Origin of the sequence: Pseudomonas sp. SWRI22, assembly GCF_014268395.2 — a bacterium.
Lineage (GTDB): Bacteria > Pseudomonadota > Gammaproteobacteria > Pseudomonadales > Pseudomonadaceae > Aquipseudomonas > Aquipseudomonas paracarnis.
In genome coordinates this window covers 2570304-2588702 of sequence record NZ_JABWQK020000001.1, presented here as the reverse complement: position 1 = coordinate 2588702, position 18399 = coordinate 2570304, and the positions used below count along the sequence as shown (strand labels likewise).

Annotated in this window: 14 protein-coding genes and 2 pseudogenes; 11 read left to right on the top strand and 5 right to left on the bottom strand. The window is 61.2% G+C overall.

Going from position 1 to position 18399, the window contains the following annotated elements; all coding sequences use genetic code 11:
* Window positions 1-11: 11 nt before the first annotated feature.
* The 11 genes and pseudogenes from hutI (at window position 12) to HU730_RS11340 (ending at window position 12186) form a co-directional block, all read left to right on the top strand.
* Window positions 12-1217: an imidazolonepropionase gene (hutI, locus tag HU730_RS11385; protein WP_186526752.1), complete on the top strand. Its 1206-nt coding sequence runs from the start codon at window positions 12-14 to the stop codon at window positions 1215-1217.
* A gap of 12 nt (window positions 1218-1229) precedes the next feature.
* The gene (hutG, locus tag HU730_RS11380; RefSeq protein ID WP_186526753.1) at window positions 1230-2030 is read left to right on the top strand and encodes an N-formylglutamate deformylase; all 801 of its coding nucleotides are present in this window, start codon (window positions 1230-1232) and stop codon (window positions 2028-2030) included.
* 138 nt (window positions 2031-2168) lie between these two features.
* A pseudogene (locus tag HU730_RS26685) lies at window positions 2169-2288 on the top strand (alpha/beta hydrolase); the annotation flags it as partial.
* A gap of 103 nt (window positions 2289-2391) precedes the next feature.
* Entirely contained in the window at window positions 2392-3363 is a 972-nt protein-coding gene (gene pip / locus HU730_RS11375) for a prolyl aminopeptidase (protein WP_034125552.1), read from the top strand.
* Window positions 3360-3797 (top strand): D-aminoacyl-tRNA deacylase, encoded by a 438-nt coding sequence (gene dtd / locus HU730_RS11370; protein WP_034125553.1) that lies wholly within the window; start codon window positions 3360-3362, stop codon window positions 3795-3797. Before pip ends, dtd begins: the two co-directional genes overlap by 4 nt.
* Window positions 3798-4064: 267 nt before the next feature.
* On the top strand, window positions 4065-5801 hold the full coding sequence (locus HU730_RS11365) for a glucan biosynthesis protein G (protein WP_034125862.1): 1737 nt from the start codon (window positions 4065-4067) through the stop codon (window positions 5799-5801).
* Window positions 5794-8372, top strand: a pseudogene (gene mdoH / locus HU730_RS11360) (glucans biosynthesis glucosyltransferase MdoH); the annotation flags it as partial. The gene HU730_RS11365 and the pseudogene mdoH, both read left to right, overlap by 8 nt.
* A gap of 179 nt (window positions 8373-8551) precedes the next feature.
* Complete coding sequence (locus tag HU730_RS11355; protein WP_034125555.1) at window positions 8552-9352, top strand: transporter substrate-binding domain-containing protein; 801 nt, start codon at window positions 8552-8554, stop codon at window positions 9350-9352.
* A 219-nt stretch (window positions 9353-9571) separates the two neighbouring features.
* A complete protein-coding gene (locus HU730_RS11350; RefSeq protein WP_032901820.1) occupies window positions 9572-10369 on the top strand; it encodes a transporter substrate-binding domain-containing protein in 798 nt (265 codons plus the stop codon).
* 130 nt (window positions 10370-10499) lie between these two features.
* Window positions 10500-11459: an amino acid ABC transporter permease gene (locus HU730_RS11345; RefSeq protein WP_032893984.1), complete on the top strand. Its 960-nt coding sequence runs from the start codon at window positions 10500-10502 to the stop codon at window positions 11457-11459.
* Window positions 11452-12186, top strand: coding sequence for an amino acid ABC transporter ATP-binding protein (locus HU730_RS11340; RefSeq protein ID WP_034125863.1), 735 nt, complete (start codon window positions 11452-11454; stop codon window positions 12184-12186). The genes HU730_RS11345 and HU730_RS11340 overlap by 8 nt, the downstream gene beginning before the upstream one ends.
* A 108-nt stretch (window positions 12187-12294) precedes the next feature.
* Here HU730_RS11340 and HU730_RS11335 read toward each other — a convergent pair whose 3' ends face one another.
* The 5 genes from HU730_RS11335 to tatB form a co-directional block, all read right to left on the bottom strand.
* Complete coding sequence (locus HU730_RS11335; protein ID WP_186526754.1) at window positions 12295-14202, bottom strand: methyl-accepting chemotaxis protein; 1908 nt, start codon at window positions 14200-14202, stop codon at window positions 12295-12297.
* Window positions 14203-14337: 135 nt separating this feature from the next.
* Window positions 14338-16254: a methyl-accepting chemotaxis protein gene (locus HU730_RS11330; protein WP_034125557.1), complete on the bottom strand. Its 1917-nt coding sequence runs from the start codon at window positions 16252-16254 to the stop codon at window positions 14338-14340.
* 244 nt (window positions 16255-16498) lie between these two features.
* Entirely contained in the window at window positions 16499-17206 is a 708-nt protein-coding gene (locus tag HU730_RS11325) for a 16S rRNA (uracil(1498)-N(3))-methyltransferase (RefSeq protein WP_034125558.1), read from the bottom strand.
* The gene (gene tatC / locus HU730_RS11320) at window positions 17203-17994 is read right to left on the bottom strand and encodes a twin-arginine translocase subunit TatC (RefSeq protein WP_034125559.1); all 792 of its coding nucleotides are present in this window, start codon (window positions 17992-17994) and stop codon (window positions 17203-17205) included. The genes HU730_RS11325 and tatC overlap by 4 nt, the downstream gene beginning before the upstream one ends.
* A complete protein-coding gene (tatB, locus tag HU730_RS11315) occupies window positions 17991-18398 on the bottom strand; it encodes a Sec-independent protein translocase protein TatB (protein ID WP_034125560.1) in 408 nt (135 codons plus the stop codon). Before tatB ends, tatC begins: the two co-directional genes overlap by 4 nt.
* Window position 18399: the final 1 nt, after the last annotated feature.

Sequence of the window (18399 nt, the reverse complement as noted above, 5' to 3'; positions counted from 1 at the left end):
GGGAGGCGTTGATGAAAACGCTTTGGCAACACTGCCACCTCGTAACCATGGCCAACGGCAAATACTCGATCATCGAGGATGCCGCCATGGTGACTGCCGGCTCGCTCATCGAGTGGGTCGGCCCCCGCAGCCAGGCGCCAACCACGGATTACGCCCAGGTGCATGACCTGCAAGGCGCGTGGGTCACTCCCGGGCTGATCGATTGCCACACCCATACGGTGTTCGGTGGCAATCGCAGCGGCGAATTCGAGCAGCGCCTCGAAGGTGTCAGCTACGCCGAGATCGCGGCCAAGGGCGGCGGCATTGCCAGCACTGTGCGCGCAACCCGTGCGGCGAGCGAAGATGAGCTGTTCTTGTGCGCTGAAAAGCGCCTGCGCAGTTTGCTGCGTGACGGCGTGACCACGGTGGAGATCAAGTCCGGCTACGGCCTGGACCTGGCCAACGAACGCAAGATGCTGCGCGTGGCTCGGCGCCTGGGTGAAGCGCTGCCGGTCAGCGTGCGCGCCACGTGCCTGGCCGCCCACGCGTTGCCGCCGGAGTACAAGGACCGCGCCGACGATTACATCGAGCACATCTGCAGCCAGATGCTGCCGGCCCTGGCCGCCGAGGGGTTGGTGGATGCGGTCGATGCCTTCTGTGAATACCTGGCATTTTCCCCCGAGCAGGTTGAGCGGGTATTCAAGGTCGCCCAGCAACTTGGCTTGCCGGTGAAGCTGCACGCCGAGCAACTCTCGTCGTTGCATGGCTCAAGCCTGGCGGCGCGCTACCACGCGTTGTCGGCCGACCACCTGGAATTCATGACTGAAGAAGACGCCATCGCCATGGCTGCGGCCGGTACCGTCGCCGTGCTATTGCCGGGCGCGTTCTACTTCCTGCGTGAAACCCAGTTGCCGCCCATGGACGCCCTGCGCAAACACGGCGTGAAGATCGCCATCGCCAGCGACCTCAACCCCGGCACTTCACCGGCGCTGTCGGTGCGGCTGATGCTGAACATGGCCTGCACCCTGTTCCGCATGACCCCGGAAGAAGCCCTGGCCGGCGCCACGCAACACGCGGCCACCGCGTTGGGCCTGGGCGATACCCATGGTTCCCTGGAAGTGGGCAAGGTCGCGGATTTTGTCGCCTGGCAGATCGATCGCCCCGCCGACCTGGCCTACTGGTTGGGTGGCGAACTGGATAAACGCGTCGTGCGCCACGGCGTCGACGTCACTGTTTGAGAGGATGCAGTTGTGGATAAGGTTCTGACATTCAAACAAGGCCGCGTGCCGCTGCTGATCAGCATGCCCCACGCCGGCCTGCGGCTCACCCCAGCGGTGGAGGCCGGGTTGATACCCGAGGCGCAAAGCCTGCCGGATACCGATTGGCATATCCCGCTGTTGTATGACTTTGCCGAAGAGCTGGGCGCCAGCACCCTGGCGGCGGAGTACTCGCGGTTTGTCATCGACCTCAACCGGCCCTCCGACAACACGCCGCTGTATGCCGGTGCTACTACCGGCCTGTACCCAGAGACGCTGTTCGATGGCGTGCCGTTGTTCCGTGAAGGGCAAACGCCCTCCGAGGAGGAGCGGGCCAGTTACCTGCAAAAAATCTGGGGTCCGTACCACCGTCAACTGCAGGAAGAACTGGCACGCCTCAAGGCCGAGTTCGGCTACGCGCTGCTGTTCGACGCGCACTCGATCCGCTCGGTGATCCCGCACCTGTTTGACGGCAAATTGCCGGACTTCAATTTGGGTACCTTCAACGGCGCTGCGTGCGACCCGCAGCTGGCCAGCCAGCTGGAAGCCATCTGCGCTCAGCATCCGCAATATACCCATGTGCTGAACGGGCGCTTCAAGGGCGGCCATATCACCCGTCACTACGGCAACCCGGCGCAGGATATTCATGCGGTGCAGCTGGAGTTGTGCCAGAGCACCTATATGGAGGAGTTCGAGCCGTTCCGTTATCGCCATGATTTGGCCGAGCCGACGCAGGTGGTGTTGAGGCAGTTGCTGGAAGGGCTGTTGGCTTGGGGGCAGAAGCACTACCGGTAATTGTTGGTGCTGCTGCAATAGCTTTCGCGAGCAAGCCCGCTTGACCGCGCTCTATCATGAGAATGCGCTCGAAATGTGGGAGCTGGCTTGCCTGCGATAACGGGGGTTCAGCAACACTTTTATCAACTGACACACCGCCATCCCGGCAAAGGGCTGGCCCACGGTTGTTTGCGGGCACGCGGCCAGGTGCCGGAGGTGGATCGGCTGTATGACTATCTGCTTGGTTACCTGAGGCGCGAACTGCTGACACAGGTCTAAGTGCTCAAGGACATGCTCATTGCACAATTCGGGTTTATGATGCCAGACGGCAAAATAATAGACGTCCCCCCAGGGATGAACCCGACACCCTACGGAGCACGCAATGCAGACTTGGTACCCGCAGATCAAACCCTACGCCCGGCACGATCTGGCTGTCGATGACACCCACACCCTGTACGTCGATGAAAGTGGCTCCCCCGAAGGCTTGCCTGTCGTGTTCATCCATGGAGGCCCCGGCTCCGGTTGCGACGCCCAGAGCCGCTGCTATTTCGACCCGAACCTCTACCATATTGTCACCTTCGACCAGCGTGGCTGCGGCCGCTCTACGCCAAGGGCCAGTCTCGAGAACAACACCACCTGGGATCTGGTCGCCGACCTTGAGCGCATCCGCGAGCACCTGGGCATCGACAAATGGGTGCTGTTCGGCGGCTCCTGGGGTTCGACCCTGGCCCTGGCCTACGCGCAAACCCACCCCGAGCGCGTGCATGGCCTGATCGTGCGCGGCATCTTCCTCGCCCGCCCGCAGGATATTCGCTGGTTCTACCAGGAGGGCGCGAGCCGCCTGTTCCCGGACTACTGGCAGGACTATGTGGCACCCATCCCGGTGGAAGAGCGCCACGATATGATTGCCGCTTACCACAAGCGCCTGACCGGCAACGACCAGATCGCCCAGATGCATGCGGCCAAAGCCTGGTCGGGCTGGGAAGGCCGTATGTTGGGCCTGTGCCCGAGCCCGCAGCATGTGGAACGGTTTTCCGAGCCGCAGCGCGCCTTGTCCATCGCACGTATCGAATGCCATTACTTCACCAACAACTCCTTCCTGGAACCCAACCAGCTGATTCGCGATATGCACAAGATCGCCCATCTGCCTGGCGTCATCATCCATGGCCGCTACGATATGATCTGCACGCTGGATAACGCTTGGGAGCTGCATCAGGCCTGGCCCAACAGCGAGTTGCAGGTGATTCGCGAAGCAGGGCACGCGGCGTCCGAGCCGGGCATCACCGACGCACTGGTGCGTGCGACCGGCGAAATGGCCCGGCGCCTGCTCGACCTGCCGCCTGAAGAAGCATGAAGGGCTTGTTGCAGCGGGTGCGTGGCGCCCGGGTTGAGGTCGCAGGGGAGGTGATAGGCTCGATTGACCAGGGTTTGCTGGTGCTGGTGGCCGTCGAGCCTTCAGATACGCCCGAAAGCGCCGACAAACTGCTGCACAAGCTGCTTAACTATCGGGTGTTCAGTGACGAGGAGGGCAAGATGAACCTGTCCCTCAAGGACATCGGCGGCGGTTTGCTGCTGGTGTCGCAGTTCACCCTGGCGGCGGATACCAAAAGCGGGCTACGGCCCAGCTTCTCCACAGCGGCTCCTCCGGCCCTGGGAGCGGCGCTTTTTGAGCACTTGTTGTTACAAGCGCAACAATTGCATGGCAAGGTGGCGTCGGGGCGTTTTGGCGCGGATATGCAGGTGCACTTGGTCAATGATGGCCCTGTGACCTTCCTCTTACAGACATGAATGTATGAAAAACGACGTTAATGCCTAAAAACGCAGGGTTTCGCTACAAATACTTCACTGTCCCTGATGCGTTGTCTCGCGGGCTACTAGATAATCGCGCGCTACGGGGATCAGCGTTGTTTGGTCCATTTTTGACTTAGGTAGAGCCTTGTCCGACAACCGCATGGGGAATCATTTCGCCCCAGAGGAGTCGGAACATTGCTCGCCAACCTGGCATATAGATAGCTGGCCGTTGGTTTTTTGATCTGTTTTCGGCGAGGGTTGCTCGTGATTGTTAGTCCCTGTAATGCACCAAAATTGTCTGCCAAACGGTTACGAAACGCACTGGTGACGGGCTCTGCCCTGTTTTGCCTGTTCGGCGCGGGTCAACTGTGGGCGTTCAGTCTGGATGATGTGTCGGCCAAGGCAAAAGAGCTGGCTGGGCAGAAATACGAAGCTCCGCGCAGCAATTTGCCGAACGAATTCCGCGAAATGAAATTCGCTGACTACCAGAAGATTCGTTTCCGTAATGAAAAAGCCGAGTGGGCCGATCAGAACACCCCGTTCAAGCTGTCCTTCTATCACCAGGGGATGCATTTCGACACCCCGGTGAAAATCAACGAAGTCACCGCCGACAGCGTGCATGAAATCAAGTACGACCCGACGCGTTTCGATTTCGGCGACGTGAAATTTGATCCTAAAGCCACCGAACAGCTGGGTTACGCCGGTTTCCGTGTGCTTTTCCCGATCAACAAGGCCGACAAGCAAGACGAAATCATGACCATGCTCGGCGCCAGCTATTTCCGCGTCGTGGGCAAGGATCAGGTGTATGGCTTGTCTGCCCGTGGCATGGCGATCGACACCGCGTTGCCGTCTGGCGAAGAATTCCCGCGTTTCACCGAGTTCTGGATCGAGCGTCCAAAGCCGGGTGACAAGCACCTGGTGATTTTCGCGCTGCTGGATTCGCCACGCGCCACTGGCGCTTATCGCCTGATCCTGCGTCCTGGCACCGACACCGTAGTGGACGTCAAATCCCAGATGTTCCTGCGTGACAAGGTCAGCAAGCTGGGCGTTGCGCCGTTGACCTCGATGTTCCTGTTCGGCGCCAACCAGCCGTCCAAGGTCCTCAACTACCGCCGCGAGCTCCACGATTCCAGCGGCCTGTCGATTCACGCCGGCAATGGCGAGTGGATCTGGCGTCCGCTGAACAACCCTAAACACCTGTCGGTCAGCAACTTCAGCGTCGAGAACCCGCGTGGGTTCGGCCTGCTGCAACGTGGCCGCAACTTCAGCCACTACGAAGACCTGGACGACAACTACGACAAGCGCCCAAGCGCCTGGATCGAGCCTGAAGGTGACTGGGGCAAAGGCTCTGTCGACCTGGTCGAGATCCCGACCGCCGATGAAACCAACGACAACATCGTGGCGTTCTGGAGCCCGGCCGAACTGCCGGAAGTCGGCAAGCCGCTGGACGTGGCCTACCGCCTGCACTGGACACTGGACGACGCGGCCTTCCATTCGCCGGACAGTGCCTGGGTCAAGCAGACCCTGCGCTCCACGGGTGATGTGAAGCAATCGAACCTGATCCGTCAGCCGGATGGCAGCGTGGCCTACCTGGTGGACTTCGAGGGCCCGTCCCTGAAGAAACTGCTGCCGGACGCCCCGGTGCGTAGCCAGGTGAGTGTGGGTGATAACGCTGAACTGGTTGAAAACAGCGTGCGCTACAACGAACACACCAAAGGCTGGCGCCTGACCCTGCGTATGAAGATCAAGGACGCAAGCAAGCCGACCGAAATGCGCGCGGCACTGGTGCAGGATATCGTGCAGCCTGAGGCTGAGTCGGTTTCCAACCATGTGCTCAAGGCCGATAAAGTCTTGGCCAAGCAGCATGAGAAACAGGCCAAGAAAGACGCCAAGGACAAGGAAGCCAAACAGCCTGAGGCTGCCCCAGCCACGCCGGAGCCGATCAAGACCGAGCAAGTCCTGACCGAAACCTGGAGCTATCAGTTGCCTGCCGATGAGTAATTCTCAAGTCAAGCCAGAGACTCTGTCCGAGTATCTGGCGCATCTACCCATGACGGCTGAGCAGCGCGCCGAGCTGGCGGGCTGCAAGTCCTTCAGCGAGCTGCACGAACGTCTGTCGTCCAAGACCTTCGACGCACCGACCGACGCTGCCCAAGCGTCGGTTGGCCGCCGCTTGACCCTCAACAGCGCCGAAGAGCTGCAAGACGCCGAGATGCTGGCGCTCGATGCCAGCGGTCGTGTGTGCCTAAAGGCCACGCCGCCGATCCGTCGGACCAAAGTGGTGCCCGAGCCTTGGCGCACCAACATCCTGGTGCGCGGTTGGCGCCGGATGACCGGGCGCACCAACCCGCCCAAGCCACCGAAAGACGAGCGGGTACTGCCGGCTGCGCGCTGGCGTACCGTGGGCTCGATCCGTCGTTACATCCTGTTGGTGCTGATGCTGGGCCAGACCATCGTGGCCGGCTGGTACATGAAAGGCATCATGCCGTACCAAGGCTGGTCGCTGGTCGACTTCGACGAGATCCGCAACCAGACCCTGCTGCAAACCGCTACCCAGGTACTGCCTTACGCGCTGCAAACCAGCATCCTGATCATGTTCGGGATTCTGTTCTGCTGGGTGTCGGCCGGTTTCTGGACTGCGCTCATGGGCTTCCTGGAGCTGCTGACCGGTCACGATAAATACCGTATCTCCGGTAAAAGCGCCGGTGACGAGCCGATTCCAAAGGATGCGCGCACCGCCCTGGTGATGCCGATCTGTAACGAAGACGTGCCGCGTGTATTCGCCGGTTTGCGTGCGACGTTCGAATCGGTGGCCGCAACCGGTGACCTGGACCGCTTCGATTTCTTCGTGCTCAGCGACAGTAACGACGCCGACATCTGCATCGCCGAACAGCAAGCCTGGCTCGACGTATGCCGCGAAGCGGGTGGTTTCGGCAAGATCTTCTATCGCCGTCGTCGCCGTCGCGTAAAGCGCAAGAGCGGCAACCTCGACGACTTCTGCCGTCGTTGGGGCGGTGACTACAAGTACATGGTCGTTCTTGACGCTGACTCTGTGATGAGCGGCGAGTGCCTGACCAGCCTGGTGCGCCTGATGGAAGCCACGCCGGATGCCGGGATTATCCAGACTGCGCCGCGTGCGTCGGGCATGGACACCCTGTATGCGCGCATGCAGCAGTTCGCCACTCGCGTCTATGGCCCGTTGTTTACCGCCGGCCTGCACTTCTGGCAGTTGGGTGAATCCCACTACTGGGGCCACAACGCCATTATCCGTATGAAGCCGTTTATCGAGCACTGCGCCCTGGCGCCGCTGCCCGGTAAAGGCGCGTTTGCCGGTGCGATCCTCTCCCACGACTTCGTTGAAGCCGCGCTGATGCGCCGTGCCGGCTGGGGCGTGTGGATTGCCTACGACCTGCCGGGCAGCTACGAAGAACTGCCGCCGAACCTGCTGGACGAACTCAAGCGTGACCGTCGCTGGTGCCACGGTAACCTGATGAACTTCCGCCTGTTCCTGGTCAAAGGCATGCACCCGGTGCACCGTGCGGTGTTCCTCACCGGCGTGATGTCCTACCTGTCGGCGCCGTTGTGGTTCTTCTTCCTGGTGTTGTCCACGGCCTTGCTGGCGGTGAACACCCTGATGGAACCGCAATACTTCATGGCGCCGCGCCAGTTGTACCCGCTGTGGCCACAATGGCACCCGGACAAGGCGGTAGCGCTGTTCTCCACCACCATCGTGCTGTTGTTCCTGCCTAAACTGCTCAGCATCATCTTGATCTGGGCCAAGGGCGCCAAAGAGTTCGGTGGCAAGTTCAAGGTGACCCTGTCGATGCTGCTGGAGATGTTGTTCTCCATGCTGCTGGCGCCGGTGCGGATGATCTTCCACACCCGTTTCGTCCTCGCCGCCTTCCTCGGCTGGGCCGCAACCTGGAACTCGCCGCAACGTGACGATGACTCCACACCATGGAGCGAAGCGGTCAAGCGTCATGGTCCGCAAACCCTGCTGGGCTTCCTGTGGGCCCTGCTGGTGGTGTGGCTGAACCCGAGCTTCCTGTGGTGGTTGGTGCCGATCGTCGGTTCGCTGATGCTGTCGATCCCGGTGTCGGTGATTTCCAGCCGGGTCAAGCTGGGCCTCAAGTCCCGCGACGAGAGCCTGTTCCTGATCCCTGAGGAATACAATCCGCCGCAAGCCTTGCTCTCGACCGAGAAGTACACCCACGAAAACCGTTGGCACGCCCTCAACGACGGCTTTGTGCGTTCGGTGGTAGACCCGCAGCAGAACGCCCTGGCCTGCGCCTTGGCGACCTCGCGGCACCGTGAGGCCGAGCCCATCGAGTACCTGCGCATGGAACGGGTTCGCCACGCGTTGAAAGTCGGCCCGGCCGGCCTCAACAACAGCGAACGCCTGGCCTTGCTCAGCGACCCGGTGGCCCTGGCTCGCCTGCATGAGCAGGTGTGGAGCGAAGGCCACGCCGAGTGGCTAGGCGCTTGGCGTGCCTCGATCAAGGCCGATCCGCACGCGCCGTTGCTGCCCCTGCAACCACAGTCGTCCCAGGCCCAACCGGCCTGATTCAGGCACCCCCGAAGGCTCACTTCGGGGGTGTTTCAAACGTTGGTCCTACAGCGTTTTTCGCTTCTTCCTTTTTATCGCTAACTCCTTGTTATTTCGAAACAAAAGACCTTTGATCGAGGCGTATTGCCGTGCCCGCGGCTGGGTTAGGATCGCCCCCCAAATTGGACTCGCCACGGGGGCATTCATGATCAAAAGGTATTGTTTGGCATTGCTGATGGGCTTTTTCCTGGGGGGGCACGCAGGCTTGCTTTACGCGGGCGCACTGGACAACGCTGTGCGCCGTGGGGTGCTTAAGGTCGGCACAACCCCCAATAACGTCCCTTTCGAAATGCTCGATAAGCAGGGGCGCATCGTCGGCTTTGAAATTGACTTGCTCCATACCATGAGCCGCGCACTTGGCGTAGAGCTTGAATTGGTGGCAGTGCCTTACACGGATCTGTTGCCGGGGCTGACGACGAACAAGTTTGATCTGATTGGCAGCGGCATGACGGTCACTCAAGAGCGCAACCTCAAACTCAACTTCAGTGATTCATTTGTCGTGGTGGGCCAGACGGTGCTGCTGCACCCACGCATGGCGGGGAAGGTTTCCAGTATTGAAGAACTGGACGACGCCAGTTACCGCGTGGTTACCACCCAAGGCACCACCGGTGAAGCCGCAGCACAGCGCTTTCTTGTATCTGCGCGGCTCAGCAGTGTGCCCAACCCGGAAGAAGGCGTGCGGCAGGTCGTTGAAGGCAAGGCCGATGCTTTTATCCATGATGCGCCCTACAACCTGATCGCGATGAGTCGGCCACAGAACAGTACATTGTTGGCACTTGAGCAACCCTTCACCTTTGAGCCCTTGGCGTTCGGCCTGAAAAAAGGGGATTACGACAGCCTCAATTGGATCAACCATTTTCTCAACCAGATCGCCCAGGACGGCACCTACGATCGCCTGCATGACAAGTGGTTCAGGGATACGGCCTGGATAGCCGAGATCGACTGATCGTCATAACTGCTTACACATCAATCCCTGATCGAGAGGCCGCGCTGAAGCGTCTGCGCCTGTGTTTGGCCGGGTCGCTGTCAGGGTTTTCCGACACACGCCGATAACATTTACCGGTGAAACCTTTGTGGCGGACAACGAGTGGGTTAGGATCGCACCCCGAAATGGCGCAGCCCTCTTGTGCGCCAACCTTATAAGAATCGTTCAGGGGTCTTGATGATGAAAAAGTATCTTTCGATGCTGATGCTCGGCGTCACTGCGCTGGTCGCTGCCACTGCGGCCCAGGCCGGCGCCATTGATGAGGCTGTCAAGCGCGGCACGTTGAAAGTTGGCATGGACCCCACCTACATGCCGTTCGAAATGACCGACAAGCGCGGTGAAATCATCGGTTTCGAAGTCGACATCCTCAAGGCTATGGCCAAGTCCATGGGCGTCAAGCTGGAGCTGGTGTCCACCGGTTACGACGGCATCATCCCGGCCTTCCTGACCGGCAAGTTCGATATGATCGGCAGCGGCATGACCCTGACCCAGGAACGCAACCTGCGCCTGAATTTCAGCGAACCCTTCATCGTGGTCGGCCAGACGTTGCTGATCCGCAAGGAACTGGAAGGCACCATCAAGTCCTACAAAGACCTGAACGACGAGAAATACCGCCTGACCTCCAAGCTCGGCACCACCGGTGAGATGGTCGCCAAGAAGCTGATCTCCAAAGCCAAGTACCACGGCTACGACAACGAGCAGGAAGGCGTGCTCGACGTGGTCAACGGCAAGGCTGACGCGTTCGTCTACGACGCACCGTACAACGTGGTGGCCGAGAAGAAAGTCGGTAACGGCAAACTGGTGTTCCTGGAAGAACCCTTCACCTTTGAGCCCCTGGCGTTCGGTTTGAAGAAAGGCGATTACGACAGCATCAACTTCATCAACAACTTCCTGCACCAGATCCGTAACGACGGCACCTACGATCGCATCCATGACAAGTGGTTCAAGAGCTCCGAGTGGCTCAAGGACATGGAATAAGGCCTGACACCGAGTTGCCTGTATCGCAGGCAAGCCAGCTCCCACATTTGACTGTATTCACACATCAACCTGTGGGAGTGGGCTTGCCCGCGATGGCGGCCTATCAGGCGACACCTATGCGGAAAGTGAAATGAAACAGAAAAAAGCCCAATGGCCCTGGCACCTGCTGACGGTGGTCGTGCTGGTCGGCCTGGCGGGTGCCTTGTACTACGCCACGTCGTTGATGTCTTACGAATGGCGCTGGAATCGCGTCCCCCAATACTTCGCCTATCAAGCCGAGACCTCCCAGCGCGCCGCGGATATTTCCACCGTGGTCGAGTTGGTGCGCAAAGGCGATACGGCCGAAGTCACCCTGCGCAACGACGCCGGAGTCGAGCAAAAGCTCACAGTCGCCGATAACAGCCTGCAAGTGGCGCGCGGCGACGATGTGGCTGAAGGCGATGTGGTCGGCGTGACCCGGCAATGGGCATTGGGACCATTGATGTGGGGCTTGTGGACCACGCTGTGGCTGTCGGTGGTGTCCGGCATCCTGGGTTTGGCGATTGGCTTGGCGACCGGGCTGTGCAGGCTGTCGAAAAATCCCACCTTGCGCGATCTGTCGACAATCTATGTCGAGCTGGTGCGGGGCACGCCGCTGCTGGTGCAGATCTTCATTTTCTATTTCTTTATCGGCACGGTGCTCAACCTGTCCCGGGAGTTTGCCGGGATTGCCGCACTGTCGTTGTTCACGGGTGCCTACGTGGCAGAAATCGTGCGCGCCGGCGTGCAGTCCATCACCCGTGGCCAGGACGAAGCGGCGCGCTCACTGGGCTTGAGTGCCAGCCAGTCGATGCGCCACGTGGTACTGCCGCAGGCCTTCAAGCGTGTGCTGCCGCCCCTGGCCGGGCAATTTATCAGCCTGGTCAAGGATACGTCTCTGGTGTCGGTGATCGCGATTACCGAGTTGCTCAAGAGCGGCCGCGAAGTGATCACCACCTCCTTCTCGCCGTTTGAAATCCTGTTTTGTGTGGCGGGCTTGTACCTGCTGATCAACCTGCCGCTGTCGAAGATGGCCAGCCGGCTTGAGCGGAGGCTTGCCCAAAGTGATTGAAGTACGCGATCTGGTAAAAGTCTTCGATACCCGTGGGCAGCTGGTGCGCGCGGTGGATCACGTCACCACCCAAGTGGCCAAGGGCGAGGTGCTGGTGGTGATCGGTCCTTCGGGTTCCGGCAAGTCCACCTTCTTGCGCTGCCTGAATGGGTTGGAGGCGTTCGATTCGGGTTCGGTGAGCATCGACGGCCTGCAACTGGCCGACCCTAAGACCGACGTGAATGCCTACCGCCGTGAAGTCGGCATGGTGTTCCAGCACTTCAACCTGTTCCCCCACATGACCGTGCTGGAAAACCTGTGCCTGGCGCAAAAGGTCGTGCGCAAGCGCGGAAAGCAAGAGCGGGAGGCCAAGGCCCTGGCGCTGTTGGAAAAGGTCGGTATTGCGCAGAAGGCCCACGAGTTTCCATCGCGCCTGTCTGGCGGCCAGCAGCAGCGAGTCGCCATTGCCCGAGCCCTGGCCATGGAGCCCAAGGTGATGCTGTTTGACGAGCCCACCTCGGCCCTCGACCCGGAAATGGTCGGTGAAGTGCTCGACGTGATGAAGACCCTGGCCCTGGAAGGCATGACCATGGTGTGCGTCACCCACGAGATGGGCTTTGCCCGGGAAGTGGCAGACCGGGTGTTGTTTTTCGATCACGGCAAACTGCTGGAAGACGCCGCCCCGGCCGAGTTCTTCAATGCGCCAAAAGACCCGCGTGCCCAGGCCTTCCTGCGCCAAGTCCTGTAGAAATATTTGCCTCTGTGGCGAGCGAGCTTGCTCGCGCTGGAGTGCGAAGCGCTCCCAAGATTTTGGGCCGCTGCGCAGCCCAGCGGGAGCAAGCTCCCTCGCCACAGGTCAGAGCTTGAATTTGTCGACCAGCGTCTGCAAGTCCAGGCTCAACCTTGTCAACTGAACACTCGCGGCCGCCGTTTCCTCGCTGGCGGTGGCGGTTTGTTCCGACACGTCCCGCACCTTCAACACACTGCGGTTGATCTCCTCGGCCACAGCGCTTTGCTGTTCCGCTGCGGCGGCGATCTGCGGGTTCATTTCCTGGATGATCGACACCGTGCGGGCAATGGCGCTCAGGGCGTCGCCGGCGTCGCGGGTCAGGGCGACGCTGTTGTCGGTCAGGTTGCGGCTGCTGTCCATGATGTCTGCCACCTGCTGAGTACCATTGTGCAGGCCGAGGATAAGCCCTTCGATCTCCTCGGCCGATTCCTGAGTGCGTTGGGCCAGGCTGCGCACTTCGTCGGCGACCACCGCAAAGCCTTGGCCGGCAGTGCCCGCACGTGCCGCTTCAATGGCGGCGTTCAGGGCCAGCAGGTTGGTCTGCTGAGAAACAGACTTGATCACGTCCAGCACACTGGCGATCTTCTGGCTCTCCTGTTGCAGCGCGAGCATCGCACGGCCTGACAGCGCCATTTCACTGGCCAGGTTGCCAATCTGCTCCACGGCCTGGGTGACCACCTGCTCACCGGCGCCGGCCTGATGGTCGGCTTCTTGGGCCGCCACCGAGGCGCGTTCGGCGTGGCGCGCCACTTCCTGGGCAGTGGCGAGCATTTCATTCATTGCCGTCGCCACCTGGTCGGTTTCATCTTTCTGCTCGTTGAGCCCGCTGCGGGTCTGCTCGGTGACGGTGGATAACTGCGTGGCCGCTCCGGCGATCTGCCGGGCACTGTCACCGATACTACTGATCAGGCTACGCAGGCTGCGGGTCATTTGCCCGATGCTTTGCTGCAACTGGCCGAGTTCGTCGCGACGGTCGACCGCCATGTCATGGCTGAGGTCGCCCTCGGCAACACGGTGGGCGGCGCCGAGAATTTCTCGCAGTGGCGCCGCAATCTGCCGGGCGATCCACCAGGCGGCCAGCGTGCCCAGTGCCAGGGCGGCCACTGTCACGCTGATCAGCAACGCACGGGTTTGGTCCGCCTCGTTGTTGCGCCTGGCATTCTGGCTCTGGCTCAGCAGATTGCTCTTGTCCCGCAGCTCGTTGAGTTGCTGTTCGAAGCTGTTTTGCACGGTTTCGGTATCGAGCTGGGCTTGCTCGAGCTTTAGCAGTTGTTCACGGTAGTTGGCCAAATCGGTCTTGAGCAGCGTCGAGTCCACCGGGAGCGCGGTGACGGAAGCCAGCGCGGCCTGCAGTTCATCAAGCGACTGGTCGAACGCATCGGCGTAGGCCTTTAAGGTAACGGCCGCCCAGGCGGGGCTCTGCGCTCGATCTTCGGCTTGCTCCATGGCCTGGCGCAGGTTCTCGATGGCGTCGAGGGCCTTCTCGTCATTTTGATCGGGCAAGTCACTGGCCAGTTGAGCGAGGGTGTCGCTGGCCTGCAGGGCGGACTTCTTGAGCGCCGGACGGATCTGCTCGCGCGCGGCCAGCAACGGTGGCAACTGTACGAGCGCGGCTTTCGAGCCCGACACCAACAGAGCCGCTTCTTCCAGCCATTGTCGGTCGGTGGCGGCTCGCAAGCGGCTCGAAAGGCCGGTCAGATACTGGTCGATCTGTTCAATCCTTTGGTTCATCTTGTCCAGGCTGTTGCTGTCCATCAGCGTGCGGTACACGATGCGGTCGGCGCGCATGGCCTCGGCTTCGACAGCCAGATGGCCCAGGACCGTCAGGCTGTCGGATCGGTAAAGCACGGCGCTCAAGGCTTGCCAGCCGGTGGCTGCGATCAGGAAACTGAGGATCAGCACTTGGCCAAAACCCAGGGCTAGCTTGAGGCGGACGCTGGCATTGACCAGCACGCGGGTCAGCCGAAGAAACATGGTGAACCTCCGAATGAGAGAAAGCGTTTCGCGACACATGAAACGCTAATTCGATTCGGGACCGTGGAGGGCTGATAACTGTGTAGGAGATTTCACAAGTTGCGGCGGCTTTGGTAAGCCGCCGTGTAGGGTAATTCAGACTCGGAAGCGCCCGACGAGGGTCTGCAGGTAGATCCCCAGGCGCGCCAGTTCGGCACTGGAGGACGCAGTTTCTTCGCTGGCCGACGAGGTTTGCTCGGAGATGTCGCGCACATTCAGCACGCTGCGGTTGATCTCTTCAGCCACGGCGCTTTGCTGCTCGGCGGCGGTGGCGATCTGTGAGTTCATGGCCTGGATGGTCGAGACGGTACGGGTGATATTGCCCAGCGCGTGGCCGGCCCGGCGCGTCAGCTCAACACTGCTCTCGGTCAGCCCGCGGCTGTTGTCCATGATGGTTGCCACCTGCTGGGTACCACTTTGCAGGCCGACGATCAGCTCTTCGATCTCTTCAGTGGACTTCTGCGTGCGCTGGGCCAGGCTGCGCACCTCGTCGGCCACCACGGCAAAGCCGCGCCCGGCCTCACCGGCACGCGCCGCCTCAATGGCGGCGTTAAGGGCCAGCAGGTTGGTTTGCTGGGCCACGGATTTGATCACGTCGAGCACACTGCCGATCTTGTCGCTTTCGCGCTTGAGTTCACCCATGGCCACCGTGGAATTACCCACTTCGGTGGCCAAGCGCTCGATCTGGGCGATGGCTTCACCCACCACCTGGTCGCCTTCACGGGCTTGCTGGTCGGCAGCCACGGCGGCTTCCGAGGCCTCTTCGGCATTGCGCGCCACTTCCTGCACGGTGGCCGCCATCTCGTTCATGGCGGTGGCCACCTGGTCGGTCTCGACCTTCTGGCTGTTGACCCCGGCGCTGGTTTGTTCGGTCACGGCCGACAACTGCTCAGCGGCGCTGGCGATCTGGGTGACCCCGTCGCTGATCCCGCCGATCAATTCGCGCAGGCCCACGGTCATGCTTTGCATGGCACGCTGCAATTGACCCAGTTCGTCCTGGCGGCCCGATTCCAGGTTGTGGCTCAGATCGCCGGAGGCCACACGCTCGGCGACTTCGAGGGTCTGGTTCAGCGGGATGACGATCTGGCGGGTGATGGCCCAGGCCGCGAAGACGCCGACGATCAGCGCCAGTACGGTGGCAAGCAGCAACAGGTATTTGGCCTGCGCGGCATCTGCGTCACGCACGGCGGTCTGGGAGACGGTGAGTTTTTCACTGTGGCCCAGCAGGATGTCGCCTTGGGCGATCATGGTTTTCAGCGCTGCTGCGCTGGCGACCTGGGAATCGCGATACTGGCTGACGGCAGCGCGGTAGGCTTGCAGTGAAGCCCCGGCTTCTTGCAGGTTGGCCTGGTATTGCGCAGGCAACTGGCCTTGCAGTTCGGTGATTTTTTTCAGGGCGTTGTCGATGGCATCCAGGGCCGGTTGCTCGGCTTCGACCTTGCCGCTGTAGGTGTAGCCGCGTACCTGGAAGCGCGATTGCTGGATCAGCTTGCTCTGCTCGACCACGCTGTTGAACTGGGCGACGCTGTCACCTTGCAGCAGGGCTTTTTCGATTTCGTTGATCTTGGCGACGGCATTGTCGGCGGTGTCTCCGAGCTTGCTGCGGGCGCCCTCACGTTTGAGGCCCGCCTGGACCATGGCGGCGAAGGCCTTTTTGTATTGGTTCAAGGCTTCCTGCTGTTGCTCGACCAGGGCTTTGTCGTCAGGTTGCTCGATCAGCTCGGCGGCGGTCTTCAGGCCGCTGTCGAGGTGGGCGAGCAGGCCGTCGACCTTGTCCGTGCCTTGCTCGCCACGGCGCATATCGAAGTCCAGGCGCGCCAGGCGCAGGTCTTTGGTCAGGCCATTGAGGCTGGAAATGAAGCCCAGCTTGTCGCCGCGACTGATCACATCGCCCAGTCCGGTCCAGCCGGTAAAGGTGATCAACAGCGTCAGGAGCAACACCAGGCCAAAGCCCACGCTCAGCTTGCGGTTGACGCTTACATTCCCCAACTTCTCGGCTAACCAACGATACATGCTGCGAACTCCCCTGGAACAAGGCTTGGACTTATTCAAAGGCTATCGGCAACGCACGGGGATACTTGATCGTTCCCACGCTCTGGCGATCATTCCCACGCTCTGGTGATCGTTCCCACGCTCTGGTGATCGTTCCCACGCTCTGCGTGGGAATGAATGGCGTGACGCTCTGCGTCACAAGGGCGGACGCAGAGCGTCCTGAGCGGCATTCCCACGCAGAGCATGGGAACGATCAGTCGGGGGGTTAGAACAGGCGGGCGAGCAGGGCCGTTACGGCGGTTTCGACGCGTAAAATACGTGCACCCAGTTGCACCGGCTGTAAACCGGCCTTGGTCAGCAGGTCCACTTCATAGGGAATCCAGCCGCCTTCCGGGCCGATCGCGAGGGTCACCGGTTCATCGAGGGCTCGGGGGCAGGACGGGTAATCGCCCGGATGGCCGATCAGGCCCAAGGTGCCAGCCGCCATGGCCGGCAGACGATCTTCCACAAACGGCTTGAAGCGTTTCTCGATAACGATCTCGGGCAGCACCGTGTCCCGCGCTTGTTCCAGGCCGAGAATCAGTTGCTCGCGCACCGCTTCCGGCTCCAGGAACGGGGTTTGCCAGAAGCTTTTTTCCACGCGGTAGCTGTTGACCAGTACCACCTTGGGCACGCCCATGGCCGCCACGGTTTGCAGCACCCGGCGCAGCATCTTCGGGCGGGGCAGGGCCAGCAGCAAGGTCAGGGGTAGTTTGCTCGGTGGCGGTTGGTCGAAGCTCACTTGCAGTTCGGCTTCAGTGGCTTCCAGGCGCAGCAGTTGGGCATTGCCCATCAGCCCGCCAATGCGGCCCACACGCAGGGTGTCACCGACGGCGGCGCGGTGAACCTCCTGCATATGCACCAGGCGACGATCACGCAGCACTACGCGGTCGGCCGCGATAAAGTCGGCCTCTTCGAGCAGCAGCAGGTTCACGGCTGGGTCGCTGGCGGTTGGTCGTCGTCGGCAGGTGCGTCATCCGGGTGTTCGCCACGCTTGCTGATCAGGCCGCTGAACAGGATGCCCACCTCGAACAGCATCCACATCGGCACGGCCAGCAAGGTCTGGGAGAAGATGTCCGGTGGCGTGAGAATCATGCCGACCACGAAGCAGCCGATGATCACGTACGGGCGGATCTTTTTCAGGTACTTGACGTCGACCACGCCGATCCACACCAGCAACACTACCGCTACCGGAATTTCGAATGCCACGCCAAAGGCGAAGAACAGCGTCATCACGAAATCGAGGTAGCTGGTGATATCGGTCATCATTTCCACGCCGGCCGGGGTGGCGGCGGCGAAGAACTTGAAGATCAGCGGGAACACCAGGAAGTAGGCGAAGGCCATGCCGGTGTAGAACAGCAGGATGCTCGATACCAGCAATGGCACAGCGATGCGCTTCTCGTGCTTGTACAGGCCCGGCGCGATAAAGCCCCAGATCTGATGCAGGATCACCGGGATCGCCAGGAACAGCGAGACCATCATGGTCAGCTTCAAGGGGGTCAGGAACGGCGACGATACATCGGTGGCGATCATCGTCGCGCCGGCCGGCAGGTACTGGCGCAGAGGCGTCGAGACGAAGGTGTAGATCTGCTGGGTAAAGGCGAACAGCCCGGCAAAGATGATGAAGATCGCCGCCACGCAACGCAGCAGGCGGGTTCGCAACTCGGTGAGGTGCGAGACCAGCGGCATGTGCTGGTCGTTTTCCGGTTTATCAGCGCTCATGGGGCTCGCGGCGGCAATGTAGGGTCATGGGGCGCGGGCGACGCGACGGGCGTCGGCGCAGGCGTCGGTGGGGCGGGCGCTGCCGGTGTGGCGTCGGCCACAGGGGCTGGCGCGATGCTGTGCTCGGCCACCGGCGTTAGCGGCTTGGCCGGCTCTTGCACCGGGGAAAGAATCTTGCGGGCTTCCTGCTCCAACGAGAGGATGTGCTCGTTGTGCAATTGCCGACGGATTTCGTCGGCACCGATTTCCCGTTCAACTTCCTGTTTGATCGCGTTGAAACTGCGCTTGAGGCGCCCGATCCACAAGCCGGCGGTGCGTGCGGCACCGGGCAGGCGTTCCGGCCCCAGTACCAGCAGGGCCACCAGGCCGACGAGCAGCAGTTCAGAGAAGCTGATACCAAACATT